The organism is Vibrio mangrovi (genome assembly GCF_024346955.1).
Lineage (GTDB): Bacteria > Pseudomonadota > Gammaproteobacteria > Enterobacterales > Vibrionaceae > Vibrio > Vibrio mangrovi.
Genome location: NZ_AP024884.1, coordinates 982,667 through 1,009,039, shown reverse-complemented (window position 1 = coordinate 1,009,039; position 26,373 = coordinate 982,667). Strand labels below are relative to the sequence as shown.

18 protein-coding genes are annotated in these 26,373 nt (G+C 45.6%); 12 read left to right on the top strand and 6 right to left on the bottom strand.

The window, feature by feature from the left end:
- Nucleotides 1-31 precede the first annotated feature (31 nt).
- Nucleotides 32-2,692, top strand: coding sequence for a cation-translocating P-type ATPase (locus OCU74_RS20560; RefSeq protein WP_087482900.1), 2,661 nt, complete (start codon nucleotides 32-34; stop codon nucleotides 2,690-2,692).
- Between the two features lie 165 nt (nucleotides 2,693-2,857).
- Nucleotides 2,858-4,015 (top strand): iron-containing alcohol dehydrogenase, encoded by a 1,158-nt coding sequence (locus OCU74_RS20555; RefSeq protein ID WP_087482901.1) that lies wholly within the window; start codon nucleotides 2,858-2,860, stop codon nucleotides 4,013-4,015.
- 156 nt (nucleotides 4,016-4,171) lie between these two features.
- On the opposite strand, the gene OCU74_RS20550 is transcribed toward OCU74_RS20555, so the two are convergent.
- Complete coding sequence (locus tag OCU74_RS20550; RefSeq protein ID WP_087482944.1) at nucleotides 4,172-4,747, bottom strand: NAD(P)H-dependent oxidoreductase; 576 nt, start codon at nucleotides 4,745-4,747, stop codon at nucleotides 4,172-4,174.
- Between the two features lie 47 nt (nucleotides 4,748-4,794).
- Nucleotides 4,795-5,154 carry a MerR family transcriptional regulator gene (locus tag OCU74_RS20545; protein WP_087482902.1) on the bottom strand — a complete coding sequence of 120 codons (360 nt, stop codon included), beginning with the start codon at nucleotides 5,152-5,154 and terminating at the stop codon, nucleotides 4,795-4,797.
- Nucleotides 5,155-5,237: 83 nt separating this feature from the next.
- On the opposite strand from OCU74_RS20545, the gene OCU74_RS20540 reads away from it, so the two are divergent.
- From OCU74_RS20540 to OCU74_RS20520, 5 genes are all read left to right on the top strand, one after another.
- Nucleotides 5,238-5,492 (top strand): hypothetical protein, encoded by a 255-nt coding sequence (locus tag OCU74_RS20540; RefSeq protein ID WP_087482903.1) that lies wholly within the window; start codon nucleotides 5,238-5,240, stop codon nucleotides 5,490-5,492.
- Between the two features lie 240 nt (nucleotides 5,493-5,732).
- The gene (locus tag OCU74_RS20535; RefSeq protein ID WP_087482904.1) at nucleotides 5,733-6,830 is read left to right on the top strand and encodes a response regulator; all 1,098 of its coding nucleotides are present in this window, start codon (nucleotides 5,733-5,735) and stop codon (nucleotides 6,828-6,830) included.
- A 15-nt stretch (nucleotides 6,831-6,845) separates the two neighbouring features.
- Nucleotides 6,846-7,814, top strand: coding sequence for a putative bifunctional diguanylate cyclase/phosphodiesterase (locus OCU74_RS20530; protein ID WP_087482905.1), 969 nt, complete (start codon nucleotides 6,846-6,848; stop codon nucleotides 7,812-7,814).
- On the top strand, nucleotides 7,811-12,613 hold the full coding sequence (locus OCU74_RS20525) for a CHASE domain-containing protein (RefSeq protein WP_087482906.1): 4,803 nt from the start codon (nucleotides 7,811-7,813) through the stop codon (nucleotides 12,611-12,613). The genes OCU74_RS20530 and OCU74_RS20525 overlap by 4 nt, the downstream gene beginning before the upstream one ends.
- Entirely contained in the window at nucleotides 12,610-13,581 is a 972-nt protein-coding gene (locus tag OCU74_RS20520) for a diguanylate cyclase (RefSeq protein ID WP_087482907.1), read from the top strand. Before OCU74_RS20525 ends, OCU74_RS20520 begins: the two co-directional genes overlap by 4 nt.
- A 41-nt stretch (nucleotides 13,582-13,622) precedes the next feature.
- Here the strand turns inward: OCU74_RS20520 and OCU74_RS20515 are convergent, their stop codons facing one another.
- The 3 genes from OCU74_RS20515 to OCU74_RS20505 form a co-directional block, all read right to left on the bottom strand.
- Entirely contained in the window at nucleotides 13,623-15,914 is a 2,292-nt protein-coding gene (locus tag OCU74_RS20515) for a methyl-accepting chemotaxis protein (RefSeq protein ID WP_159457481.1), read from the bottom strand.
- 519 nt (nucleotides 15,915-16,433) lie between these two features.
- A complete protein-coding gene (hxpB, locus tag OCU74_RS20510) occupies nucleotides 16,434-17,114 on the bottom strand; it encodes a hexitol phosphatase HxpB (protein ID WP_087482909.1) in 681 nt (226 codons plus the stop codon).
- 112 nt (nucleotides 17,115-17,226) lie between these two features.
- Nucleotides 17,227-19,038 carry a family 43 glycosylhydrolase gene (locus OCU74_RS20505; protein ID WP_087482910.1) on the bottom strand — a complete coding sequence of 604 codons (1,812 nt, stop codon included), beginning with the start codon at nucleotides 19,036-19,038 and terminating at the stop codon, nucleotides 17,227-17,229.
- Between the two features lie 384 nt (nucleotides 19,039-19,422).
- On the opposite strand from OCU74_RS20505, the gene OCU74_RS20500 reads away from it, so the two are divergent.
- Complete coding sequence (locus OCU74_RS20500) at nucleotides 19,423-20,739, top strand: MATE family efflux transporter (RefSeq protein ID WP_087482945.1); 1,317 nt, start codon at nucleotides 19,423-19,425, stop codon at nucleotides 20,737-20,739.
- A gap of 38 nt (nucleotides 20,740-20,777) precedes the next feature.
- Here OCU74_RS20500 and yjeH read toward each other — a convergent pair whose 3' ends face one another.
- A complete protein-coding gene (gene yjeH, locus OCU74_RS20495) occupies nucleotides 20,778-22,040 on the bottom strand; it encodes an L-methionine/branched-chain amino acid transporter (RefSeq protein WP_087482946.1) in 1,263 nt (420 codons plus the stop codon).
- Nucleotides 22,041-22,229: 189 nt separating this feature from the next.
- On the opposite strand from yjeH, the gene OCU74_RS20490 reads away from it, so the two are divergent.
- The 4 genes from OCU74_RS20490 (at nucleotide 22,230) to OCU74_RS20475 (ending at nucleotide 26,356) form a co-directional block, all read left to right on the top strand.
- Nucleotides 22,230-22,694: an Lrp/AsnC family transcriptional regulator gene (locus OCU74_RS20490; protein WP_087482911.1), complete on the top strand. Its 465-nt coding sequence runs from the start codon at nucleotides 22,230-22,232 to the stop codon at nucleotides 22,692-22,694.
- Nucleotides 22,695-22,701: 7 nt separating this feature from the next.
- Nucleotides 22,702-23,316, top strand: a complete 615-nt coding sequence (locus OCU74_RS20485) for a LysE family translocator (protein WP_087482912.1) — start codon at nucleotides 22,702-22,704, stop codon at nucleotides 23,314-23,316.
- A gap of 230 nt (nucleotides 23,317-23,546) precedes the next feature.
- Nucleotides 23,547-25,208 carry a hydroxylamine reductase gene (gene hcp, locus OCU74_RS20480; protein ID WP_087482913.1) on the top strand — a complete coding sequence of 554 codons (1,662 nt, stop codon included), beginning with the start codon at nucleotides 23,547-23,549 and terminating at the stop codon, nucleotides 25,206-25,208.
- 110 nt (nucleotides 25,209-25,318) lie between these two features.
- The gene (locus OCU74_RS20475) at nucleotides 25,319-26,356 is read left to right on the top strand and encodes a hybrid-cluster NAD(P)-dependent oxidoreductase (protein WP_087482914.1); all 1,038 of its coding nucleotides are present in this window, start codon (nucleotides 25,319-25,321) and stop codon (nucleotides 26,354-26,356) included.
- The last annotated feature ends 17 nt before the right edge of the window (nucleotides 26,357-26,373 follow it).

Genomic DNA, 26,373 nt, shown 5'->3' with positions numbered 1-26,373 from the left:
ATCAGTGATTTGGCATACAGGAGGGTTCGGAATGATGGAATTCGGCTCCTTTGACGAAAAAACAGCTCAAGAGAAAACAGAACCGGAACCTTTGGCCGGTTTAACGCAACGGGAAGCGGCAGAAAGACTGGAGAAATATGGCCGGAATCGTCTTCCGGAACCTCCGATGGCCGGGCCGTTGCGGATCTTTTTGCGGCAGTTCTTAAGCCCGTTTATTTATATCCTGATGATTGCGGCCATTGTCTCTTTTATGCTTGGCGAAAATCCAAGTGGTATTTTTATTCTGGCTGTTCTTATCCTGAATGCTGTCATCGGCATGATTCAGGAGTATTCGGCCCAACGTTCTGCTGCTGCGCTGAGAAATATGGTCAAGGGTGTGACTCATGTCATCCGGGATGGCATCGGTCTTTCCATTGATGTTGAAGAACTTGTTCCCGGTGATCTGGTGATTCTGTCATCCGGAGATCGGGTTCCGGCGGATGTCCGTCTGGTCAGCAGTCATAATCTGGCGATCGACGAATCGATGCTGACCGGGGAATCTCTGGCGGTCAGTAAAAATGCAGGTGCTGAAGTTGAAGAAGATGCACTGTTGTCTGAACGGGTCAATCAGGGGTTTGCCAGTAGTATTATCACGCATGGCCGGGCACAGGCTATTGTCACTGCAACCGGGACAAGCACTGAAATCGGGAAAATTGCCACGCATGTGACGCAAGAACGCACCTCAGAACCACCTCTGATGATCCGGATTAAGAACTTTACCTATCAGGTCTCGGCAGGCATTTCTGTCGCTATTTTTATCTTAATTATTATCATGTTGCTCAAAGGCAGTTATAGCATCGAAGCCATTATTCTGATGACGATCGGTCTGGCGGTGTCGGTGATTCCGGAAGGGTTGCCTGTTGCGCTGACCGTTGCGCTGGCAATCGGTATGGAACGGATGGCGAAGTGTAGCGTGATCATCCGTAAACTGATTGCTGTCGAAGCGTTAGGCTCCTGTACTTTTATCTGCTCTGATAAAACCGGGACACTGACCGTCAATGAACTGACCATTCGCCGGATTGTATTACCGGACGGCCATGTTATTCAGGTTTCGGGAGAAGGCGTTGCTCCCGGAGGGGAAATTCATGGTGATACTGAATTACGCCATCTGCGTGAACTGTGTGTCGCCGGAGTACTCGCGAACGAAAGTCACCTGAACTATGCCAAGGGAGAATGGATCTCCGACGGTGACATCGTGGATATCGCTTTTCTGGTTCTGGCGAAAAAGCTCGGTATGTCGATTACGGAACTCAGACGTCAGCAGACACAGCTGGAACTGATCCCGTATGAACCGGAAAATGCTTACTGTGGTAGTGTGAACTTTGACGGAGATACTAAGTGGCTATATGCCAAAGGTAGTCCGGAGAAAATGCTGGAGATGTGTGACCAGATGGAAACTGTTCACGGTCCGGTGGATATCGAGCGCCACCTGATTGAAGAACAGTTTGAGTCTCTGGCCCGGCAGGGTTACCGGGTGATTGCTCTTGCTAAACGGGAAGTGGTGGAGAATCACCATCACAAAATGGAACAGATGAGCTTTTTAGGTATGGTTGCGATGATCGACCCGGTGCGCAAAGAAGCCTATGACGCAATTCGTCGTTGTCGTCTGGCAGGGATTGAAGTGGCGATGATTACGGGCGACCATCCGTCGACCGCAAAATCGATCGCGGTCGAGCTCGGCCTGTGCAAAGAACATGAACGGGTTGTGACCGGCACGATGATCCGTCAGGCGATGACGAAAGACCCGGAAGCCGCCGATGACCTGATTCGCCCAGCCAGAGTCTTTGCCCGCATTGAACCGCAGCAAAAAGAGCAGATTGTCGATAGTTTTATGCGGCAGAACCATTTTGTTGCTGTCACCGGCGATGGTGTCAATGATGCACCGGCAATGCGTCGGGCCAATACCGGAATTGCGATGGGCAAACGTGGTACTGATGTTGCTAAAGAGACGGCGGATCTGATCATTACCGATGATAATTTTGCCTCTATCGTCGCAGGAATTGAGCAGGGCCGGGTGGTGTATAACAATATACGCAAGGTGGTTGCGTTGCTTGTTGCGACTGGTTTTTCCGCTCTCTTGCTGTTTTTTATGACCGTTATTGCCGGGTTACCGATGCCGATGATCGCAGTACAGTTGTTATGGTTAAACTTAATTGCAAACGGATTGCAGGATGTGGCGCTGGCTTTTGAACCTAAAGAAGGGAATGAACTGGTCTGTAAACCGAGAAGTCCTGATGAGCCGGTTTTCGATAAAAGACTGGTCGAGGATATTCTGGTTTCCGGCATCGTGATGGGCGGGCTGGCATTCCTTCTCTACTATCTGGCACTTCAGTCAGGCGAGTCGATCACGATGGCAAGGAACCAAACGCTGATGCTGATGGTGCTTTTCGGTAATATCCGGGCACTGAGTAGCCGCTCTGAAACTCGTTCTATCTTCTCATTACCACTCAGAGACAACTGGTTTTTAACCTTTGCCGTTCCTATTGCTTTACTTGTCCATGTTTCGGCAATGTATACGCCATGGATCAGTGATGTACTGCAAATCCAGCCCATCTCATGGGAACAGTCAGTCCAGCTGGTGTTAATGGCGTTGATTCTGCTGGTGGTTGAAGAAACACATAAGTGGTATCAGCGCCGGCGGGCTAGATTCTAAAACGTGGTTCAGGTCAGTTCTACCTTTCACTATTTACCGGGTGAGTATCATCTCCACGCTCATGGACAGATAAAAAAGGGTAAAAAGAACAATTTGCGATAGGAATCGCATGCGTTAATTGATAGCCTAATTGATAACAATATTCAGTCAGCGTCAGGAAATCGCATGGACAACTTTACCTACTTCAACCCGACCAAAGTACACTTTGGCAAAGGACAAATTGCCACACTGAAAGAAGAAATTTCCCCCAATAGCCGTGTTCTGCTGACTTACGGTGGCGGCAGTATCAAAACCAACGGTGTCTATGAGCAGGTACTCGATGCACTCAAAGAGTGTGCTGTATTTGAATTTGGTGGTATTGAGCCGAATCCACATTACGAAACACTGATCAAAGCCGTTGCTGTTGCGAAACAGGAGCAGATCGATGTGATTCTGGCTGTCGGTGGTGGTTCGGTGATTGACGGCAGTAAATTTATTGCAGCCGCAGCATGTTATGAAGGCGATTCCTGGGACATTATTACCATCGGTGGCGGCTGTGTGCAGCGCGCCTTACCTCTGGGGTGTGTGCTTACTCTGCCTGCAACGGGTTCGGAGATGAACAGAAACAGTGTCGTTACCCGCGCTGCGACTCAGGATAAATTATCCTTTGGCTCCGATCTTGTTCGTCCGGTCTTCTCGATACTCGATCCGCAAACCACGTATACACTTCCGGCCCGGCAAATCGCCAATGGTGCGGTTGACAGCTTTGTCCACATCATGGAGCAGTACATGACGTATCCGGTCAACGCAAAAGTTTCTGACCGTTTTGCCGAAGGTCTGTTACTCACTCTGTTGGAAGATGGTCCGGCAGCGCTGGCGACACCTGATGATTATGATGTGCGCGCGAATCTGATGTGGACAGCGACTATGGCACTCAATGGCACACTGAAAAACGGCGTACCGACAGACTGGTCAACTCACGCCATTGGTCACGAGCTGACCGCGCTTTACGGCTTGGACCACGCCCAGACGCTGGCGATTGTGATGCCGGCTTTGTGGCGTTACAAAAAAGAGCAGAAAAAAGGCAAGCTGTTGCAGTATGCACATCGCGTACTCAATATTACCGAGGGTACAGAAGAACAGCAGATTGAGCTGGCGATTCAGAAAACGGAAGACTTTTTCAGCCAAATGGGCAATCCAACCCGGCTGTCTGATTATAACCTGACTGAAAAAGACATTCCGGCAGTGCAGGAAAAGCTCACCGAACACGGCCTGCTTGCCATTGGGGAACATAAAGATATTACGCCGCACGATGCCGCAGAGATATTAAGGTTGGCTTTGTAGTGTTTTACGGTTAGTGGGGCAGTTTTTTGTTCCCACTTTTGGCCAACCCCTTATCAATTGGTTTGGTTAGTTGTGATTCAGGGGCCGCTTTTACGGGCTTCCTGTTCACTCTTAAATGCTTGTAGCAGCCTTCTGTGACAATTCACATAATGATGGTCACTTTATTCTATTTGCTAACGCTGCCACTTTATTCAACCAAACTTTCCTATTATCACGATTAGAATTGATAACTGGGCCAAAATAAGTTGAAGAAGTATTTTTAATACCAGAGAAATCCAAAATGGAGTGCTTTAACTGTTTATATATGGCATTACCTTTGACATATTTATACCAAAAAGGAGGAGTATCAAGTGTAATAATTAGTTCAGAGGTACGCCCTTTCAATAACTTCTCTGGAATTGATTTACCATCAGCATATTTGAATGAAAAGCCAGGTAAAAATGCTCGATCAATAGCACCTTTAAATTTTGCTGGTATCGTTCCCCACCAAACAGGGCTGATAATGACAACATGTTCAGACCATTGAATCTTCTTTTGGAAATCCACTAGATCAGGCTCCAAGGCGATAATTTTATCATATCCTTCGTCTAAACTTATTGCGAAATTCAAGTCACCTATATTAATCTGTTCAACACTATGCTTGTCTGTCGCAACCGACGTATACTGTTCAGCTAAAGACTTACACAAACTAGTAGGTTTGGGGTTCGCATTGATAACTAACACTTTTTTCATAAACATACATATCCGAATTAGGTAGAAAGTGCAGTTTAAACTCTTACCTAAAGGTCAGAGTCAAGTCCTTGAACACACTTATCAATCGAAATTTGATAATTTTTAATACGCTGCTTTTGTAACTCTAGCTCTTTTATATTTTTTTCAATTTCTTCTTGCTTTTGAAGCAGAAATTTACTGACTGATTTCCAGTCAAAATCTTCTTGCTTACTTTTTAAAGCAACCATATCGGAAAGCGTAATCCCAAGAGTTTGAGCTTGTTTAATTATCTTTATCATGTTTATATTTTCTTGATTATAAACACGGTATTTCCCTGATCTAGAAACATTCAGTAATCCGAGAGACTCGTATAACCTGATTGCTCTTTGAGTCGCTCCAGATAATTTAGATGCTTCATTAATAAACATTTGGAGTCCTTATCCTGTAGATTAGTTTGGATGACTAATGCCTCGTTAAGGGGAGAGCAACGTCACCACTGAACCAATCCATTGTGCCGTATACACTAAAATCAATTCAAACAAAAAATGCCAAGCGTTGCGAATCTGTCGTTATTGCTTTTTCATGTTCACTCGATTTACACCTGACCGCCCGCGGCTATCTGATTGATTTTCTTATTACCAATACCGATCCCACGACCAACCAAAACGAACTGCGGGAGATTCTGCTGTTTCTCAATAACCTGATTACTTTTGATGAAATTAATCTGAGGAAAGAAGAAATGGAAGAAACTCAGACAGTCTCTTGATTGTTCACAGCAGAGGGATTTAAACCAAGTCTGTTTGACCACAGAACGAAAAAACCATTCAGGGACGAATGGTCAGGTTGTTCGGGGCGTTGTTGAAAACACATATCACAATTTTCTTCTATACTCAATCATATGCATCCTTTGTGTCTTTTATATAAGAAGGAGTATTGCCGACAGCTTTCATCAGTATCTATGTTTATTTGAACAGAATCTCAGCGTATTGAGTGATAGGGATATGGTATGTTTTCAGTCAGTGGATCTTCGCCGCGAATTTTGTTAGTGGATGACGATGTTGATCAAATTAACCTTTTATATCAGGTATTGAGATCGATTGGTCAGGTTTTCTTTGAACAAAATGGAATAGAAGCATTAAAGAAGTCCGTTAATATTCAACCTGATATCATTTTATTAGATATACAAATGCCTGGTATGAATGGTTACGAGGTATTGACCAAATTAAAAAGCCATCATGTGACGGCACTGACTCCTGTTATTTTTATCACTTCGCATGATTCAGTCGAAGATCAGCTCCATGGTTTAAGAAACGGAGCTGTTGATTTTATTTCTAAACCACTACAACCCCCCGTTGTTGCTGCGCGTGTCCGTACTCAACTTATGCTTCGCAACCGTGAACGACAGCTTGCCGATATCTATCGTCATGCTCAGGTGACTTTAGACTCAATTGGCGATGCAGTGATGACCACAGATAAAAACTGTTATATCACTTATATGAATCCGGCAGCAGAATTACTCACTGGAATGACCTTCAATGAGGCGCAGGGGAAAACGATTGAAGAGGTCATGCCGCTGAGAATCGGTGATGACGGACCTTCACATGTAAATCCGATCCGACTGGCGATTCAGGATAAGCGAGTGGTCGGTATGGCATTAAACTGTCAGATGAAGTGTCAGAATGGACAATGGATTTCTGTTGAAGATAGTGCCGCACCATTAATTTCTGAGTCTGGTGAAACCCTCGGTGGCGTGATTGTATTTGATGATATCAATGAGTCCCGGGCTATGGCACTGAAGATGTCTCACACTCTTCAGTATGATCAGCTTACTAGTTTGCCTAATCGTTTCTTGTTTATGGACCATCTCAGTAAAGAAATGGCAAAAGCCGAGCACAATAAGAAAAAACTGGGTCTTCTGTTACTCGATATTAATCGTTTCAAGCTTATTAATGAGGAGTTTGGTTTCGACTTTGGCGACACTCTCTTAAAAAAAATTGCTCAGCGAATTAAAAAACACCTTCGCAATAATGAAATGGTAAGCCGACACAATGCAGATGAATTCATGGTCTTAGTCCCGGAAATGAATCATCCGGGAGAGTTGTAAAATCTGGCTCTGTCCATGAGAGAAAATATTGCAGAGTTTGGCCAGTTACATCCTGAAATCAATGGCTTTTCTGTAAGTATCGGGCTAAGTGTATACCCTGAAGATGCCATTGACTCTCAGTCACTGGTACTCCATGCCGATGCAGCATTGCACAAAGCGAAAGTCGATTCATATCATGAAGGTATCTGTTTTTATTCAGAAGAAATGGAGTCCAAAAGTCTTTCCCGCCGTGCGCACTATGCTCAAATCAAAAATGCAATTAGTCACCAACGTGTCATAGCGCTTTATCAGCCGATGGTTAACCCATTTACCGGAGATGTAGAGGCGGTTGAAGCGCTAATGAGGATTCGGGATGAAGCAGGGAATACGATTCCGCCTGTCGAATTTATTTCACTTGCCGAAGAAACACGCTTAATCATTCCTCTGGGAGAGCAGATGATCCATCTGGCATTGGCTCAGTTGAAAGAATGGCATGAGAACGAGTTGTCGATCCGCCTGTGCCTGAATATTTCTCCGGTTCAGTTTCTCGATCCTCATTTTGTCCCCTTTCTTCTTAGTGCTATTGAACACTATGGTGTGAAGCCATCAATGATTGAATTAGAGGTCACTGAAAGTCTTATGTTGCAAAATTTACAACAGATCATCCGGGATATGATGCAGTTCAGACAGCTTGGTATTTCGATTTCGATTGATGACTTTGGTACCGGATATTCTTGTCTCAGTTATCTTAAAGAATTACCGGTGGATGTACTCAAAATCGACAAAGCATTTATAAATCAAATCTCGACTGAAAATCCAGATGAAGCTCTGGTACAGACGATTGCTCAGTTAGCCATCGGCATGAGTCTTCAGTCTGTTGCTGAAGGTGTCGAAAGCCGGTTTCAAGCTCAGCGATTAAAAGATATTGGCGTATCCTTGTTACAAGGCTATTACTTCTCTCGCCCGGTTCCTGCGAAAGATATTCAGAAGAATTATCCGCTATGAGAAATACGATTTTCAATAAAGTTTATTCATTGATCTGGTGGAGCCCACTTTTTTTAGGGATCCTTCTGACGACGTTGATTTCTATCGTGTTTCACTATCAGAATCAACATGATGACAAGCTTCATATCCAGTCACTGGCGAATAAATCTGAAGCGCTTATCGAAGCACATTTTCGCCGTTTCGAATATGGGCTCAGGGGAACACGTGGGGCGATAATTGCGGCTGGTGTGAATGATATTACACGGGATAAATTCGAGAGCTACATCAATAGCCGGGAGTTGCAGACAGAGTTTCCCGGTGCGCTGGGGTTTGGTTTTATCAGACGTGTTCCTATGATGGAAGAGGCCAGTTTTATTGAATCGGCAAGGCGTGACAGTGCTCCTGGCTTCTCAATCAGAACCTTAACACCTCATGATGGTGATCGCTTTATTATTCAATATATTTATCCGGTACAGCCCAACATACAGGCTGTAGGGCTGGATATCGGTTCTGAAGCCAATCGTCGTGCTGCTGCGCTGGCTGCCGCTCGTGAGAATAAACCTTATTTAACCGCGCCTATCACCCTCGTCCAGAAAAACAAAAAAACGCGGCGTGGACTGCTTATCCTGCTCCCGGTTTATGACAGTCAGGCCGAGTTGAATACACCGGAGCAGCGCGAGCAGCATGTATTAGGCTGGTCTTATGCACCTTTGGTCGTCGATGATGTTCTGTCGGATCTGAATAATGTCATGGATCAGGCTCAGCTTTTATTAAGTAATCGGCTTGAAGAACAACCATTTTTCAGAACCAGTGAAGGAAACGTTAAATACTACCCTCAAGACAGAATCACCCGCGAAATTTATGTTTTAGGGCAGTACTGGAAACTGGAAATCATCCCCAATGAGCTGGCATATCAATACCACCATTGGGATATCCGCCAGACCATTTTTATCGGATTGAGCTTAACGTTTTTAGTGGTATTTGTTCTGAACATATTACGTATGAAAGTTGATCGTGAGTCCGATATTTCGCAGGATATTCCCGGAGGTCTTCAGAGTATTTTTTTGTTTTTACATAGTGGATTAGTCAAACGGACCTGGCCAGTCATTATTACCGCTATGTTGTTGATATACTCTGCTGCTGTATGGGTTATCGTTGATCATGGACGTACAGAAGTAATCAACCAGATCAATCGTAGTGGTGATGCTGCGTTATCTGTTCTCGACCTTAAAGTGAAACAACTCAGCCGAGATGTACTTTTCCTTGCCAGTACATCTCCGGTCAGAATGTTAGCAGATATGCAGACTAAGGTTACTCCCAATGATCTGGACGATATAGCACAATGGCAAGAGAGACTTTACGATATTTTTCAGGCTTATATGCTGACCTCTCCGGATGTTTATCAGGTGAGATTGCTCACGGCTGAATCTGGCTGGTCGGAGCGGGTAAAAGTACAGCGTAATAATCAAGAACTGATAAAAGTTTATGGTAATAACCTTCAGGATAAAAGTCGCGAGCCTTACATACAGAAGAGTCTTCAGGTCGGTGAGTCTGGTGTTTATGTCTCAGACATTAATCTGAACCGCGAGTATGGCGTTGTCGAATATCCCGAACGTCCCATGTGGCGTATTGCGACTCCGGTTTTTTCTGATAACGGGCTTCCCTTCGGTATTGTGATCATTAATGTTGATGCGACTCACATGCTGCAATTGCTCACCGCGGCGACAAATCAGAATATCAGGTTGTTTATTACAAATACGGAGGATGAATATCTATATCATCCCAGTTCGCATCAGAGTTTTGCTTTTGATCGTGGCGGTTCTTTTCGCTGGGAGGATAGTTTTCAGTCGGGTGGCTGGTTTTCTTTTGGTGCAGAGAATATTCAAAGCTTAATTGGCGATCAGGGCACCGTTTGGGAAAAGCAATGGGTGTATCCGCTGAGTGATTCCCGGATATTAACCATTCATAGCACGATGCAACAAACGCCGTCGGTGATCGGTATATTCGGGCAAATTGTGATGGTTGGTATAACTATTGTTTCCCTGAGCATCATCGGTGCTGTAATCCAATACTGGTTATGGTTAAGTGAGTTAACCTCCCGAAAAAATGAATGGAATACCCAGATTCAGTCCTGGCAAGAACAAGAACTTGCCCGTTTCAAAGCGTTACTTGAATCTTCTCCCGAGGCGACATTAATTGTTGACTCAAATAGCTACATTAAAATGGTAAATGAGGAAGCCGAAAAAATATTTGGTTATGATCGTTGTGATCTGGAAAATCATACGATCGAACGGTTAATTCCGTACAACCTGAGAACGTTGCACGCCTCTCATGTCAGAACATTTCTCAAAAATCCGCACAAGCGTCGTATGGGGAAAAATTTGCCACTGTTTGCCGTTGATGCGCATGGTCGAGAGTTTCCGATAGAGGTCAGTTTAAATTCAGTTTCTATGGAGAATGAAGTTTTAGTATCAGTCGTTATTCGTGACATTACTGAACGTATAGACTTTGAACAAAAACTGAAAAATGCCTTGCACGAAGCTGAGCGTGCTACACAGGCAAAAAGTGCCTTTTTAGCGAATACCAGCCATGAAATCAGAACACCACTGAATGCAATTATTGGCATTACTCATCTTTTGTCCGATGAGGAACAATTGACTGAATCACAGCGTCGGCTGGTTGAAAAGATCAATTTATCGGGTAAATCTCTGCTTGGAATCGTCAATGATGTTCTTGACTTATCGAAAATCGAAGCAAACGAAATGTCTCTGGAGATGCTACCTCTGAATTTACGGGAATTTATAGACGAAATCGGTAATATTTTCTCGATTCAGGCCGAAGCTAAAAATATCAGTTTTACTTTGACGCTGGATCCTCAACTACCACAGTGGATAGAGGCCGACGCAGTCCGCCTGCGTCAGATTCTGATGAACTTGCTCAACAATGCATTGAAATTTACCAATCTGGGTAAAATTGAACTTCAGGCCGAAGTCATTGGTCAGCAAGAGCAGGAACTTGAAAGTATCCATACCCGAACGACTTTACGATTTGTAGTGACTGATACCGGTATTGGTATTTCCGAAGAGGTTCAGAATCACTTATTCCAACCGTTTTCTCAGGCCGATATCAGCACAACCCGATTATTTGGCGGAACAGGGCTGGGACTTTCTATAGTCAAAAACCTTGTTGATCTGATGTCAGGTAAAGTTGGCGTTGAAAGTAGCGAAGGCCATGGCAGTACCTTCTGGGTTGAAATTCCGTTTCTGGAGGTCTCAGAGCGGGAACTGGAAATTCAGGGGCAGTATAAGCAACAAACCTTATATGTGCTTATTGCGGAAGATGATCCTGAAGACTCGGAATATCTTCAGTCGATTACCCGTTCTTTAGGGTGGCGTACAGAAGTTGTCAATGATGGTACTGCTTTGGTTGAAACCATCGTCTCACGTCGAGATCAAGCTTTACGTCTGCCCGATGCCTTAATTGTGGATTGGCAAATGCCGAATATGGATGGACTGGCTGCGGTTGATAAGATTACTCAGACAATCGGACCGGATGAAGTGCCGGCCATATTGATGGTTTCAGCCTATGATCATCAACGGATTAAAGCATTTGATTCCAAAAATCTGATCAACGATTTTATGCAAAAACCTGTGAACGCGTCTTCGATGTTTAACTCGGTCAATGAAGTTGTAAGCCGCCATACAGGTATCGCTGATAAAGTTTTGCAGTCAACTTTCACGACTACGATTAAGGCCAAATGGTTACCGGGTGTTCATGTGCTGGTTGTGGATGACAATGCAATAAATCTTGAGGTTGCAGAACATATGCTGATGCAACAGGGTGCAATTCCTGAGATCGCTGACAATGCTAAAGATGCTCTCGAGAAACTGGAAAAATCACCAGATAAATACGATGCTGTACTGATGGATGTCCAAATGCCGGGAATGGACGGGTTAGATGCGACGCGCTACATCCGGCAGACACTACAGGAGACTTCATTGCCTGTTATTGCGTTGACGGCGGGGGCATTAGTTGAGGAACGTAACCGGGCATTCGCAGCCGGTATGAATGATTTTCTGACTAAGCCGATTAGCCCTTCAAAACTAATCAATGTATTACGCTCCCACATTACTCAGTACAGGGGCGTAGAAATTAATATTGAAGAAATTTTCTCTCGGACTTCTGATTCCGGGAACTGGCCCCAAATTGAAGGACTCGATAGCGAACGGTCAAAAGAGCTTTTGTCGGGAAATAAAGATTTGTTTTATACGACACTGAAACATCTGCTTGAAGATAACCGTAATCTCATCAATGACGATTTATCAACAGTTGATAATGCCGATATGGATGAGTTACGTTTTGCGCTCGCAGCTCAGATCCACAAGCTACGCAGCACTGCGGGTATGGTTGGTTCTGAAAAAATTTACGTGCTGGCATCAGATGCAGAAAACATACTACGTCAGCCAAATTCATCTGCCGGTCTGGTTTTGGGAGAACTCTCAGTAGAGTTACGGCGATTATCTGCTGCAAGTGAAGAAGCTCTGGCTGCCTGGGATGAAGCCACCCTGTCATCATTATCTCAAATGGCAGTGAAGTCAGATGAACAGGTTTCTCCTGAGACGCTTCAGCATTTATTAGAGCTACTCACAGATCAGGACTTGAGTGTACTTGAATTGGTCGAAGCCAACAGAGAAGGGTTATTTTCTGCTATGGGAAGTGCTGATTTTCAGGCTTTGGCTGACTCGTTAGAGCGATTGGATTTTAAACAGGCAACGGTATTGATTGAGAAACTAAGCGAAAAATCAGGAAAACCATCATGAATAAATCCACAGAAGGGGAATTACCTAATATTCTGATTATAGATGATGACAGTACAGTCGTGATGGCGCTGCATAAAGTGCTTTGTCATATCGGCAGAATTCGTTTTGCATCTGATGCCGCTCAGGCATTTCTGCTGATTGAAGAGACAAAGCCTGAGCTTATTTTACTTGATGTAGAATTACCGGATATGAATGGGCTGAATGTATGCAACAAACTCAAAGAGAACCCGGAAACCTGTGACATTCCGGTACTCTTTATCACCAGCCGAGTTGAGATCGGTTTCGAAGAAAAGGTATTTGACGCAGGCGCATCAGACTACATCGTTAAACCTTTGAAACCAAGGGTTGTGGCTGCGAGGGTTCAGACTCATCTGGCTTATCACCGGGCGATGCTCCAGCTAGATGAATTAGCACATACCGACAGTCTGTCCAGTTTAGCAAACCGACGAACTTTTGATGAACAACTGGAGCTGGAATTCAAACGGGCAAGGCGGCAGCAGGAACCTTTAACCATCATGATGATTGATATTGATGAGTTTAAAAAATTCAACGACTACTATGGTCATATCTCGGGGGATAAATGTATCCGGAGTATCGGACTAACGTTAAGTACAGTTGCTAAACGACCTACCGATTTGGCGGCACGATATGGTGGTGAAGAATTCAGTTTAATTCTGCCGGATACCGATGATCATGGTGCTATCATGGTTTTTACCGAGTTAATGAAAAAGATTGAAGTATTAGAAATTAATCATGCACCTGATGCTACACACCGTTTTATTACGGTTTCTGCCGGATATACAACGATGTGGCCGGAGCAGTGTGATTTCAACAGAATTACGGCAATAGACTTGGTACAGACTGCCGACGAAGCTCTTTATATATCAAAGGATAATGGACGTAATCAGGCGACATTTAAGCACCTTCCAATATTGTACTCTAATGCTTCCGGGCAGCAGCCAGGGTGAGCGCTCATAAACTATCTGAACATCAGACTGTGAATCATTTTTTAACCGGACAGGTGATGCCGGGATGATTCCTGAGACTCTACGTGATGAATGATTTCATCGAGGAGAGAAACTACCCGAGCTGAATGTTTCTCGATATCTTTATACAGATTTTCAGCCTGTTGCAGGTTTCCGTTCTCTTTGGCATGAATGATTTCCTGAATGGTGCGATGTAGTTCCATGTGGGGCTGATCAATTGCACTGGAAGCCGGAATATGGCTGAATTTCTGACGACCGGCGGATTCATACCAACAGCCAAAACGACATTCTTTATGGGAAACCGCTTCTTGTTGACTCATTTGAGTTAACCCGGCTAAGTAGCTGCGAATTTTGGTTTTCCACGCTAAATGAGACGTTTTTGCCTGTTTCAGTTTCTGCAAGTCCGAATCTCCGGCAAACGTGGCACATTCTGAACTCAGTATTTCAATATCTCTGGCAATCTGAGCTGCCAGTTTCGCCGTACGAAGAGAAGACTCGGCGGTTACCTCCGATAACTCATGGATATTGCTTACATTGGCATTGATTTCATCAGAAACATGGGCCTGCTGTTCTGAAGCTGTCGCGATATGTGTGTTCATATCGTGTATCTGGCTGACAGACTGTTCCATATCGCGGATGACTTCCCCCGTACTCTGAATATCGTCCACACTTTTCTGCGCCTGTTCCTGACTGGATTTAATGACAGTAACGGTTTCATTGACACTGTTTTTCAACATTGCGATTTTTTGTCTGATTTCTTCGGTTGAACCCTGTGTTTTCTGGGCCAGATCTCTGACTTCATTCGCTACGACGGCAAATCCCCGGCCCTGATCACCGGCACGAGCCGCTTCAATCGCCGCATTCAATGCCAGTAGGTTGGTTTGTTCTGAGATTCCCTGAATCACTTCCAGAATGGAGGCAATCGCAGTTGTTGCTTCATGAACCTGCATACTCAATGTTCCGGTCTGCTGAATCGACTCTGCCAGATGGAGCATCTGTTCAATGGCCAGTTGCAGTACTTCTCTGCCTGACTGTGCTTTATCATTAGCATGAGATGCAGCTTCCGCTGCCTGCACAATACTTTGCGCCACTTCGTGAACCGTGGCTGTCATTTCAGTCATCGCTGTAGAAATATGAATGATTTCTTCTTTCTGATCTTTCATCCCCTTATCGCTCATGACCGACTCTTTAGACAAATGCTCAGATTGCATGGCCATATGATTCACCGAGTCTGACATCTGCTCAAAGGTTGACTGTAATTTATCACAGAAGCGGTTGAAACCCTGCGTCAGCTGGTTTATTTCCTGAGGACCGCTCTGTTCTAATCTGGCTCCCAGCCCTTGCTGGCCTTCAACCATTTGATCGATTGCTGTAATGATCTGCTGAACCGGTTTGATCGAATGCCGGGTCATCCAGACCAGCCCTAAAGCAACTACCAATGCGCTCAGCAATCCATACAGCATCAACATTTTTACATCTGACCAAATGACTGCCTGCAATGGAGATATATCATGGCTTATCTCCACAATACCGATGATTCTGCCGGAATAATCTTTCAGCGGAAAAGCCCGGACAACCATACTATGTTCATGCAGACTCATGTTTATATTCAGGGTGTTACCGGAAAGTACCTGCTGATATTGTTCCTGTTTCAGAGAAAACACATCGCCTGACTGTGGTTGTATCACTGTTTTAAGTTCGCCGGAGTGATGAACACGAATGGTCAAATCAAGTAACTTATCACTTAACAGATCAGCAAAAGTATCCCGGTTCAAAGACATACCGAACTCAACACTACCGACATGTTGCCCTTCAAAGCTGACGGGTCTCACATAACGCAAGCCAATCCCCGCGACACCTTCTTCAATGCCGGCAACGGATTGATGTAATGTATTGACGTCAACGACGGTATGACGAAAAGACGACAAGTCGTCACCACTTTTTTCAGGCTTATGTACCCGGTAAAGAGAGTATGCCGGTGGAAGATGAAACTGAAACTGACGTACCCCTGCGGCCCGGATATCCGGCCATTGAGCATCAAATAACCGGGAAAGCGCATTTTTATCATGCAGGGCAACGGCTTGCTGTACCTCTGGTAACGCAGCTATCGTGTCTACAGCTAATTTGCTTTGAGCCAGCATTGAGTCGATCTGGGCGTTAAACTGTTGCTCTAATCCCACCATTTCTCCAGAAATGAAATCGTCAGATAGCTGCTGAGCCAGACGTATTGTTCCCCAGAGAAACAAAAAACAGATCAATATAATAGAAATAAAACCTGTAACGCTAAAACGGACAAGCAAACTGACATGTTTCATTACAGCAACTCCATACAAAACACCAATGAGCATTATTTGTCATTATTGTGTTAATTATAGATAATTCATTTTTAAGACTGGATTTTTCGGCTCACATGATGATTGAAATCAATATTCAGTCGGATTCATATTGAATTAAGTAGAACTACCTCGCAGAAATCATCAAATTAAATGTAATGGGATGTGAAATACGGAAGGACTCAGAATCCCGTATGCCGGAGGTTGATAACGTTTTTAACCGATTTCAAAAGACGTTGCGTTACCAAAAGAGCAGAGAAAAGACGAACTATTGCAGTATGCTCACCGCGTTCAATATTACCGGAATCTGAGTAGAAAGATATTTCGGCAGTGCAGGAGAAACTCACCGAACACGGCTTGCTTGCCATCGGGGAGCACAAATATATCACGCCGCACGATGCTGCAGAAATACTAAGGCTGGCTCTGGAGTATTTTACTGTTAGCGGGCTAGGGAAGTGGGGGCTTTTACCCATAGCATAATCGGCAGAGCAAAATTTTATATTATTGCAGAGAATCTGAAAGATTCGATTGAGAGACTAGTTTTTCATAGCTTTGTACAACACAATCTAAATTGACGAAGCGTTTATCTGCAATAGAAAATTTGCTTTGTTCACTATATGGAGAAACTAAATAAGTGGTCATGTTCGCTCTTTTGGCCGCAGTCAGATCAGTAAAGCTGTCTTCAATCACTAAACATTCAGTGACAGCAAGTTGTAATTTACCAGCCACCGTTAGATAGACATCCGGATGAGGTTTGCCATGCACTTCATCTTCAGCGCTACAGACAACACTGAATTTATTCCACAACTGGAGACGATCAAAAACTGCCTTGATCACCACATGGTTAGAAGATGTTGCCAACGCAATCTTTAATCCTTGGCTGGCAAAATAGTCCAGAGCTTCGTAAACCCCGGGCATCGCCTCACCTGTGGTGGAAATGAGATGGCACAACTGGGTCAGAATCATGGTTTGCAACTGCTGCGCTGAAACAGGCAGTGTATAGGCCTCACACCAAGTACGCGCTATTTCATCAATACGCTTCCCCATTGTCATCTGTTCGCAATCGTGAGGGGTTATTACAACACCGAAGCTGACGAGTGACTCCATTTGTGCTGTTTGCCACAAAGGTTCAGAATCAATGAGAACACCATCCATATCGAAAATAACTGCTTTTTTATACATACTTACCTCAAAAAATAAAAAGGTATAGCAACCAAAGTTATTGCTATACCTAAACCATGTTACGCAACGGTGATTCTACCTGAATCAGCAATATCAAAAAATTAACACTGACTTATTTCAGTGGTGATACTTCTAAGAAAGTTGCATCAGTGCGATCAAGTTGCGATTCGATTGGGTCGATGCGCAGTTTATAGTATTCATGGCGAATATAATAATTCGGGAAGTTACTGGATTCATAAGAAACGCCTTTGCTGTCGGACAATCCGCTCCGGCGATAGAATGTGGCGTCCTGAGCAAAAGTGCCTTTATGATTGTTGTATTCCATGTATAACGTGTAGTTACGATGGCGTAAGTAGTATCCGGGATGGGTTACGGATTCAAAAGATACACCGGTAGAATCATAAAGTCCGGGGACCGGCTTGAACTGGCTGGATGACAGTGGCGCGGGTGTTTCTTCCATCCAGACACCGTTGGCCCGATAGGTGAGCACTCTGTCCGGATAGGCGATCGGCTCAATCTGAATTGCGCCGGGTTTCGCCAGCCACCATCGTTGCTGATTACCGCCATTATCCTGCCATTGACCAACTTTTGCATCTTGCTCGGTACTGGCATTCAGACTTTCCAGTAAACGCTGACTATGATCATTTTCGATACTGAACAATGGTGAATTGTCTCGTTCTCTGGTGAGGTTCCAGAATTGATTCGGGCCGTCATAATCGGACCATAATATTGCATTGGCCCCATTTGCTGCTGAGCCACGGCTGATATCAAGCAACTTACCACTTTGCTGATGTACCAGTTTATAACGACCGTCTAATGAGTGTTTTAAGGTGAAATTCTGGGCCGCTGAATCGTCACAACTGTGTTGTACGATTTGCGTGCCATCACTGGTTGCTCCGTCGAGAGGTTGTAAACAACGGTGACTAAGGACATTTTTAACGACGTACTGGCCTTCTTCAATTCCGGGAGTTCCAACCCCTTCTTTGGTCGGAATTACCTTTTTGATATTGCCATTGTTGTCATAATACAGTTTATCCATTGCCACACTACGACGAAACTCACCACCATCCGGCAAGTCTGCGTTATGGTAGACTAAGTACCATTGATTTTTGTATTCGATGATCGATTGGTGGCTGGTTGGAGAACTCACATCATCGGCATTGAGAATCACGCCTTTATGGGTAAAAGGCCCCATGGGATGAGTCGCTGTTGAATACTCAATGCGTTCCGGCCATCCTGCGGCATAGGATAAGTAGTAGATTCCGTTCCGTTCGTGGAGATAGGGTGCTTCGGTAAAGTCTGGGACTTGATCGGTCCCGATGCTCTGAATTGAGCCATCGAGTTCGATCATATTGTCTTTCAGTTTAACTGCTTTGACGATCCCGTTATTTGTGGCGTTCCCCCAGTACAGATAAGCCTGTCCGTCATGATCAATAAAAACGGTCGGGTCAATATCCAGTGTTTCATCCGGGGTCATGTTATCGGAAATCAGCGCATGGCCCAGAGCATCATGAAAAGGGCCGGTTGGTGAATCACTGACAGCGACGCCGATACCAAACCATCCTTGTTTGTCATTATTGACGGGGACATACCAATAATATTTATCGCCGCGCTGAATCATTTGCCCTGCCCAGGCGTCAGCTGAAGCCCAGCTAAAGTCATCCAGCGACAGGACTTCGCCATGATCTTCCCAGGTTGTGAGATCACTGGAAGAAAATACATGCCAGTCATCCATTCTATAGTTGCGATCCGTTGGTGAGGCTTCGTCGTGACCGGTATAGATGTAAACTTTGTCGTTAAATACCGCCGCTGCCGGATCCGCAGTATAAATGTGTTTAATAATCGGGTTGTCCGCCCAACTGAATGGGGAACCGGTTAATAATATCAAACTCGCTAACGTTGGTAATGTGTATTTTATGTTCATTGTTATCTCTCTAGTTGTTGTAATTGCTTGCTTCACTATTGAATGAGAAATTGCCATTTATCTGAATTAACATTGATAAACAAATGCATTTTATTTCATATATCGATGGTTTGTGTCAGTATCGGAGCTGACAATTTGAAAGGGTGAAGTAATCCAAGTAATGAAAGTTATTTATTGATAGAAAGGTAGGAGTATAGGAGGCGGTTACCGATCCCACGGATGTTTGTCTACGCATCAAACCATTCAGCCAGTAATAATCCAGATGTAGATTAATCTTCACAATTCAGCAAACTATCGATAAATAGACTTTACGATCCACCACCGATCAGTAATATAACGCCATTGCCGATACCGGCTGATGTTTGAATGCCCCAGATGACCAATATGACAACCTTACTGACGCATAAAAATTACTTAAAAATTGCACTGCCTTTTATTGTTTCAACCGTGACCCAGCCGTTACTTGGTGCTGTGGATACAGCGGTTATTGGCCAGCTTGGTTCTGCGGCGCTGATTGGCGGGGTGGCGATTGGTACGGTGATCATGAATACACTGTACTGGCTGTTCGGTTTTTTCCGGGTCAGCACCACGGGTCAGAGTGCGATTGCTCTGGGCAAAAACTGTGAGCAATCCAAAGCCGTCAGTCTGCTTCATCCGTTTGTGCTGGCGGTCATTGTCGGGGGGATTTTTATTCTGAGTCAGAGCATTCTCTGGCAGGCTTCTGAGTGGATGATCCGGCCTGAGGCTGAAGTAGCAGCACAGGCAAAGCAGTATTTCCTGATTCTGATCTGGGGCGCACCTTTTGTATTGCTCAATTACACCGTGATTGGCTGGTTGATGGGGCAGGCGAAGGTGAAAGAAACCCTGCTGACACAGATCTTCGGCAATGTACTCAATATTGTTTTAGATATTCTGTTTGTAGCCGTTCTGGATATGGGGGTTGCCGGAGTAGCGATTGCGACACTGATAGCTCAGATCGCAACATTTGCAGTCGGCATCTGGCTGGTGCGTCAGGCCGCCGGTTTTTCATTTGCACCTTATCTTGCGCTGGCCCGAATGGGCAGAGAGGAACTGAAAACCATCATCTCCGCTAATACCGATCTGCTGTTGCGTACTGTCTGTCTGCTGGTGATGTTCAACAGCATGGCCCGGTTCGGGTCAGCTTTGGGAGCCGATACGTTAGCGACCAATGCTGTGGTAATGCAGATTACCTTTCTGATTAGTTATATGTTCGACGGGATTGCCAATGCTTCGAGTGTGTTCAGCGGGAAGTCTGTCGGAGAAAAATCACCGGCTCTGCTTGCGCAGGTGTTAAAAATGAATTTTCAGTGGACTCTGTTGTTTGTGGTGGCGCTGACGCTTGTGATTGCCGTGACGCATAGCCAGCTGGTCTTGCTGTTTACTCACATCCCGGCAGTGGTTCAGCAGTTTCACCAGATTAGTTTATGGCTGATCGCATTCCCGCTGGTGGCGGGATTCGGTCTGACGGTTTATGGCATTTTTACCGGCAGTGGAACCACCCGTCCGGTCAGAAACTCTACTTTTATGGCCTTGCTAGTCTTTCTGCTGACCATCTATCTCGCCTTGGATACGCTGGAAAATCAGGGACTCTGGCTGGCATTTACCCTATTTTATATCGGGCGGATTGCGTTTCTTTATCCGTATATCGGTGAAGTGCGTCAGCGCTGTTGTACATCATAGCGTCCCTGTATGATGAATCTGATGACGCGATAGATTTGTCATGTTGCGTGCTGTTGAAGCGGATCGGTTCTCCTGCCCGGAAAGAATCCCAGTACAATAAAAATGATTAGAGCATACATTGCGGACCAGCCAAGGCAGAAAAATACCAGCACACATAAGATCAGAGCAATTCCTGCCAGATAACGAGCCATGCCGTGTAGTAGTTTCCAGGCGGAAAGCATTGCCAGCAGATAGATAAAGACAAATACACTATTTGCCAGTTTGAGAAACAGGGATAAATCCAGCCGGGCAAATTCTCCGAGCAGGATCAACAGATAGATAACTGCCGCAATCAGTAGCGTCGCATTGGCCGGAATCCCTCTGGCTGAGAGCCGGGCAATCCGGCTCTGAGGCCGGGACTGTTTAGTCTGTGCCCAGAGCATGCGAGAGAAACTTTGCAGATACAGATTCAGGCTGGCGAAACAGGCGCAGAATCCAACTAGTGTTATCAGGGCTGAAACCTGCGTTCCGAACAGATGATCACTGAGCCAGGGAATTGAGGTGACATCAAACTCCGGCGTGCCGTAGGCACCAAACTTCAGGATAACGACCGAGCAGGCCCAGTAAGTGAGGCCGGCAATCAGGCAGCCAAGTAAAATGGCTAAAGGGAAATCCCGGCCCGGACGTTTGAACTCTTCACCCATATGGGCAAATGCTTCGATTCCGACAAAACACCAGAACATCACGCCGAGGGCTGAAGCCACAGGCCACAGGCTGGTACTTGTCAGTGGTGGCATCGTGAAGTCCTGCGGCGCAATCTGTCCCTTCCAAAGCAGCGCAGCCACGAGACTAAAAATACTCAGTGCGATCAGCGATTGCAGACGCCCGCTGGTTTTGGAGCCGGACAGATTCACCAGCACTAATAAACATAAGGTGATCGATTGTGCCCAGAGCGATGTATTCAGTGGTGATGGTAATAGCTGCTGTAAAAAGCCACCGGCCATAGTGATGGCCGCGGGAATACCGACCGGAATAACACTGATAAACAGCCAGGCAACGGATCTTTCCAGACGAGGATTAAATGCCATCCGGACGAAATAAGCCGTTCCGCCTGCATTGGGATAGCGTTTGCCCAGCCCGGCAAAAGTGAGTGCAATCGGACACACTGCGATAAACAGAAACAGCCATGCCCAAAGGGTCATTCTGTCGGCGATTCCGGCTGCAATCGCAGGAATCATAAATAATCCGGTTCCCATCAGGGTTGTGGAAAGCTGACCGATACCGGATATCAGGGTGATTTCTTTCTTAAGCTGTTGTGACACGGCAATATTTCTGAATAACGAATCATGTGGCAAGTTTATGGTGTTCTGTGTTCGTATGCACGTGGCAAAATGATATATTCATAAGTCAAAGTGACGGTTTGGGGGAATATCAGCCGTCACATTGGCGGTTATCGGGGTTATGACACAAGGGGTTATGACATAAATTGTGATAGGGTGATGAGCCAGAACATGGATAAATTTGATCAACATATTATTGAGATTCTCAGAACAAACGCCCGCACACCGGTGAGTGATATTGCCAAGGCTGTTAACTTGTCGCGTTCAGCGGTAACTGCCCGGATAAAAAAACTGGAACAGACTCAGGTGATTGTCGGTTACCGGGCGGAAATATCCGTCGGGACACCGGAAGATGAGCAGCCGATGATTTGTGCTTATCTGGCGCTGAAATTCGATACCTCATCCGGAACGCATCAGTGTGCGGACTATGCCCGCTCACTGGAAGATATTCAAGGTGTGCAGTGGTGCCATGGCATTAGTGGTGAAACCGATCTCATCCTCTATGTTGCGGTTCCGACGATGGCAAGACTCCGGGAAATCCGTGATACGATTCAGACTTACCCGCATCTGAGGCAGCTTGTGACACATACGGTGATTAATGAATTTTTCAACCATCTCACCCAGAAAGAAGGATAAATTCCATATGACATTTTCAGCCTGGCTATCACTGTTTGCCGTTTGTCTGCTAGGAGCGATGTCTCCGGGACCAAGTCTGGCGATGGTAACTAAACACAGTCTTGCCGGAGGCCGTCGGAATGGTATTGCAACGGCGTGGGCACATGCTGTAGGCATTGGTGCATACGCGTTCCTGACGGTTGTTGGGTTATCGATTGTATTACAGCAGGCGCAATGGCTTTTCCGTCTGATCAGCTTTGCCGGGGCCGGTTATCTGGCTTATCTGGGCTGGAAGGCGATCCGCTCGCAGGGCGGTGTCGCTGCCAATCTGGAAACCGGGACAAATGTTTCTGTCTGGCAGTCGGCGAAAGAAGGATTCTTAATTTCGATGCTGAATCCGAAAATTGCGCTGTTTTTTATCGCGTTATTCAGCCAGTTTATCACACTGGCTCATGACCGCTGGAGTCAGACAATCGTTGTTATTACACCTTTGGTTGTCGATGGGCTCTGGTACACCTTGCTGGCGCTGTTTCTTTCCAGCCCGGTGATTTTGAATCGACTCAAGAGAAAAGCGGTTCTGATTGACCGGCTTTCCGGAGTCGTTTTGATTGCACTAGCCTGTCGGGTGTTGACAACTATTTGATTTAAATCAATTTTTGCATGGAGTCATTATGACTCCATTGTGTCTTTATGAATAATGTGGTCGTGTTAAAATGACCCGAATGGAACAAAATTATTAATATAACTTATTGATAAATATAAGCACATTAAGTGGCACGGTTTATGCCATTTCAGCTCCGGATTAAAGTGGATTCATACCTGAGTTACTGAAGAAGTTATTTGGGTATATACAACAATAACTGGAGCGAGCCTATGTTTTGTATTCAATGTGAACAGACTATTCAAACCCCGGCAGGAAAAGGTTGTGCCTATGCACAGGGCATGTGTGGAAAAACTGCTGAGGTCTCTGATCTTCAGGATGTCTTGGTCTATTCACTTCAGGGTGTCTCTTTCTGGGCAAATCTTGGACGGCGTTGCGGAGTGATTGACCCGATCATTGATCAGTGGGCGCCGAAAGCTTTCTTCTCAACATTAACCAATGTGAATTTTGATCCGGACCGGATTGTTGAGCTGGCAATCGAATCGAATCAGTATCGTCGTTCACTGGCTGAACAGGTGCGTGCGGCGGCTGTATTGCATAATATTGAGATTCCGGCACCTTATGCTGCCGCAGAAAACGATTTGCCGGAAAGCCGTGATGCGCTGCTGGCTCTTGCTCCGGATGCTGCCGTGAACCGCGGACATTCCTCGCTTCATGAAGATATTATTGGTTTAAGACTCCTGTGTCTGTACGGCTTGAAAGGTGCTGCGGCTTATCTGGAACATGCCCGGGTTCTCGGTCAGACTGATGCAGAAATGTACGCGCAATATCATAAGATTATGTCCTGGCTGGGCAGCGATCCGGAAGAAGCCAAACCTCTGCTGGATACGGCAATGGAAATTGGTCTGATGAATTTTAAGATCATGGAAATGCTGGATAAAGGAGAAACCGATACCTTTGGTCATCCTGAGCCGACTACAGTCAACGTCAAACCGGTACAAGGCAAATGTATTTTGGTTTCCGGCCATGATCTGCACGATCTGGAAAAAATTCTTCAGCAGACCGAAGGGAAAGGCATCAATGTCTATACCAACGGTGAAATGTTACCTGCCCATGCATATCCTGAACTGAAAAAATATCCGCATCTGGTCGGTAACTACGGAAGTGCCTGGCAGAATCAGCAGAAAGAATTTGCGAACTTCCCCGGTGCGATTGTGATGACTTCTAACTGTCTGCTCAATCCGAATATCGGTCAGTACGCCGATCGGATTTTTACCCGCAGTATCGTCGGCTGGCCGGGTGTTCAGCATATCGAAGGGGATGACTTCAGCCCGGTGATTGAGTGTGCACTGGCTCAGGAAGGATTCCGCCATGACGAAATCGAACATTTCATTACCATTGGATTTGGCCGTAATGCTTTGATGCAGGCTGCTCCGGCGGTGATTGATCAGATCAAACAGGGCAATATCAAACATTTCTTCCTGGTTGGCGGATGTGACGGGGACAAAGCGGAAAGAAGCTATTACACCGAGTTTACCGAGAAAGCACCTCAGGATAGTGTGATTCTGACTCTGGCCTGCGGAAAGTATCGCTTCAACAAAAATGACTTTGGTGACATCAACGGTATTCCTCGTTTGCTGGATGTCGGTCAGTGTAACGACGCTTATTCAGCTATCCAGCTGGCACTGGCGCTGGCGGGTGAATTTGATTGTGGTGTGAATGACTTGCCACTGACACTGGTGCTGTCATGGTTTGAACAGAAGGCTATTGTGATTCTGCTGACACTGTTGGCTTTAGGTGTGAAAGGAATTTATACCGGGCCGTCGGCTCCGGCATTCCTGACGCCGAACCTGATGGAGATTCTGCAACGCGAATTTGATATGCGTAGCATTACCACGGTCGAAAATGATCTGAATACAATTCTTGCAGCGTAATTATAGATATGCTCGTGCATGCATATTTTATGCTTCTCCCGGTTTACCGGGAGGAGCATTTGTCGTTTCCCATGATTCGAAAAGAACAGTCATTCAAGAGAGTATAAAACATGATCGCAGAGGACTTTGATACGCCGGTAGCCTTAGTTTGTACCGAGAAGTGGCATGAAACGCCGGATACTGTCAGTTTTGTATTGGCCTGCCCGGAAAATGCACGCCGTTTTCAGTTTAAACCCGGCCAGTTTGCCAGTCTGGGGTTTGAGATTAACGGAAAAGTGGAATATCGCGCCTATTCGATCAGTACACTGCCTGATCAGACGATGATGAAGTTTACGGTCAAACGGGTCGAAGGCGGAAAAGTATCAAACCATGTGGTAGACAGCCTGAATTCAGGTGACATTGTTCAGTTGCTGAAACCTCAGGGCGCATTTAACAATGTGGATTGTACCCACCGGGGTCGTGTGGCACTGATCAGTGCCGGATGTGGGATCACGCCGGTAATGTCGATGACGGCAGACTGGTTGTCCCGTGGTGATGTCGATATTGTGTTTATCCATATTGCCCGAGATGTACTTAATACTATCTATTATGAAGAACTGCTGCATCTGAATGCGGTTCACCCGTCGTTTCATCTGAAGCTACTGCTCAAGCAGGCCGGGGACAGCAGCCATACCCAAGGACGGCTGGATCAGAACTACCTGCTGCAACTGTGTCCGGATATTCTGGAACGAACAGTTTACCTGTGTGGGCCGGAAGGTTTTATGCAGGATGTGACAACTTACCTTGAGCAGATTGGATTTCAGATGGACGACTGCTATCAGGAGAAGTTCAGCGCCGAAGCGATGGGAATGGAGACTTTCTCTCCGGTATCCGATAGCAGTAACTCACCTGTCACGGTTGATGTCCCCGGATTTGGTGTTTCAGTCGAAGCGCAGAAAGGGGAGTTGTTGCTGGATGCGCTGGAATCTGCCGGTGTGCCTGTGATAGCTGCTTGTCGCAGTGGGATTTGCGGCTCATGTAAATGCCGGGTTGAACAGGGACAGATTGAGTTTTCCAGCCAGGAAACCCTGAGTGAAGAAGAGATTCGGTCAGGTTATGTTCTGTCCTGTTCGAGTCGTATCCGCTCGGATCTGAAAGTTTCCCTGTGAGGAAAAGTCATGCCATC

Excerpts from the sequence above, each read along its gene's own strand:
- hcp (WP_087482913.1), top strand. The coding sequence starts at position 23,547 with ATGTTTTGTATTCAATGTGAACAGACTATTCAAACCCCGGCAGGAAAA.
- OCU74_RS20545 (WP_087482902.1), bottom strand. The coding sequence starts at position 5,154 with ATGTTTATTAATGAAGCATCTAAATTATCTGGAGCGACTCAAAGAGCA.
- hxpB (WP_087482909.1), bottom strand. The coding sequence starts at position 17,114 with ATGTATAAAAAAGCAGTTATTTTCGATATGGATGGTGTTCTCATTGAT.
- OCU74_RS20535 (WP_087482904.1), top strand. The coding sequence starts at position 5,733 with ATGTTTTCAGTCAGTGGATCTTCGCCGCGAATTTTGTTAGTGGATGAC.
- OCU74_RS20530 (WP_087482905.1), top strand. The coding sequence starts at position 6,846 with ATGAGAGAAAATATTGCAGAGTTTGGCCAGTTACATCCTGAAATCAAT.
- OCU74_RS20560 (WP_087482900.1), top strand. The coding sequence starts at position 32 with ATGATGGAATTCGGCTCCTTTGACGAAAAAACAGCTCAAGAGAAAACA.
- OCU74_RS20505 (WP_087482910.1), bottom strand. The coding sequence starts at position 19,038 with ATGAACATAAAATACACATTACCAACGTTAGCGAGTTTGATATTATTA.
- OCU74_RS20525 (WP_087482906.1), top strand. The coding sequence starts at position 7,811 with ATGAGAAATACGATTTTCAATAAAGTTTATTCATTGATCTGGTGGAGC.
- OCU74_RS20550 (WP_087482944.1), bottom strand. The coding sequence starts at position 4,747 with ATGAAAAAAGTGTTAGTTATCAATGCGAACCCCAAACCTACTAGTTTG.
- OCU74_RS20555 (WP_087482901.1), top strand. The coding sequence starts at position 2,858 with ATGGACAACTTTACCTACTTCAACCCGACCAAAGTACACTTTGGCAAA.
- OCU74_RS20515 (WP_159457481.1), bottom strand. The coding sequence starts at position 15,914 with ATGAAACATGTCAGTTTGCTTGTCCGTTTTAGCGTTACAGGTTTTATT.
- OCU74_RS20475 (WP_087482914.1), top strand. The coding sequence starts at position 25,319 with ATGATCGCAGAGGACTTTGATACGCCGGTAGCCTTAGTTTGTACCGAG.
- OCU74_RS20500 (WP_087482945.1), top strand. The coding sequence starts at position 19,423 with ATGACAACCTTACTGACGCATAAAAATTACTTAAAAATTGCACTGCCT.
- OCU74_RS20520 (WP_087482907.1), top strand. The coding sequence starts at position 12,610 with ATGAATAAATCCACAGAAGGGGAATTACCTAATATTCTGATTATAGAT.
- OCU74_RS20485 (WP_087482912.1), top strand. The coding sequence starts at position 22,702 with ATGACATTTTCAGCCTGGCTATCACTGTTTGCCGTTTGTCTGCTAGGA.
- OCU74_RS20490 (WP_087482911.1), top strand. The coding sequence starts at position 22,230 with ATGGATAAATTTGATCAACATATTATTGAGATTCTCAGAACAAACGCC.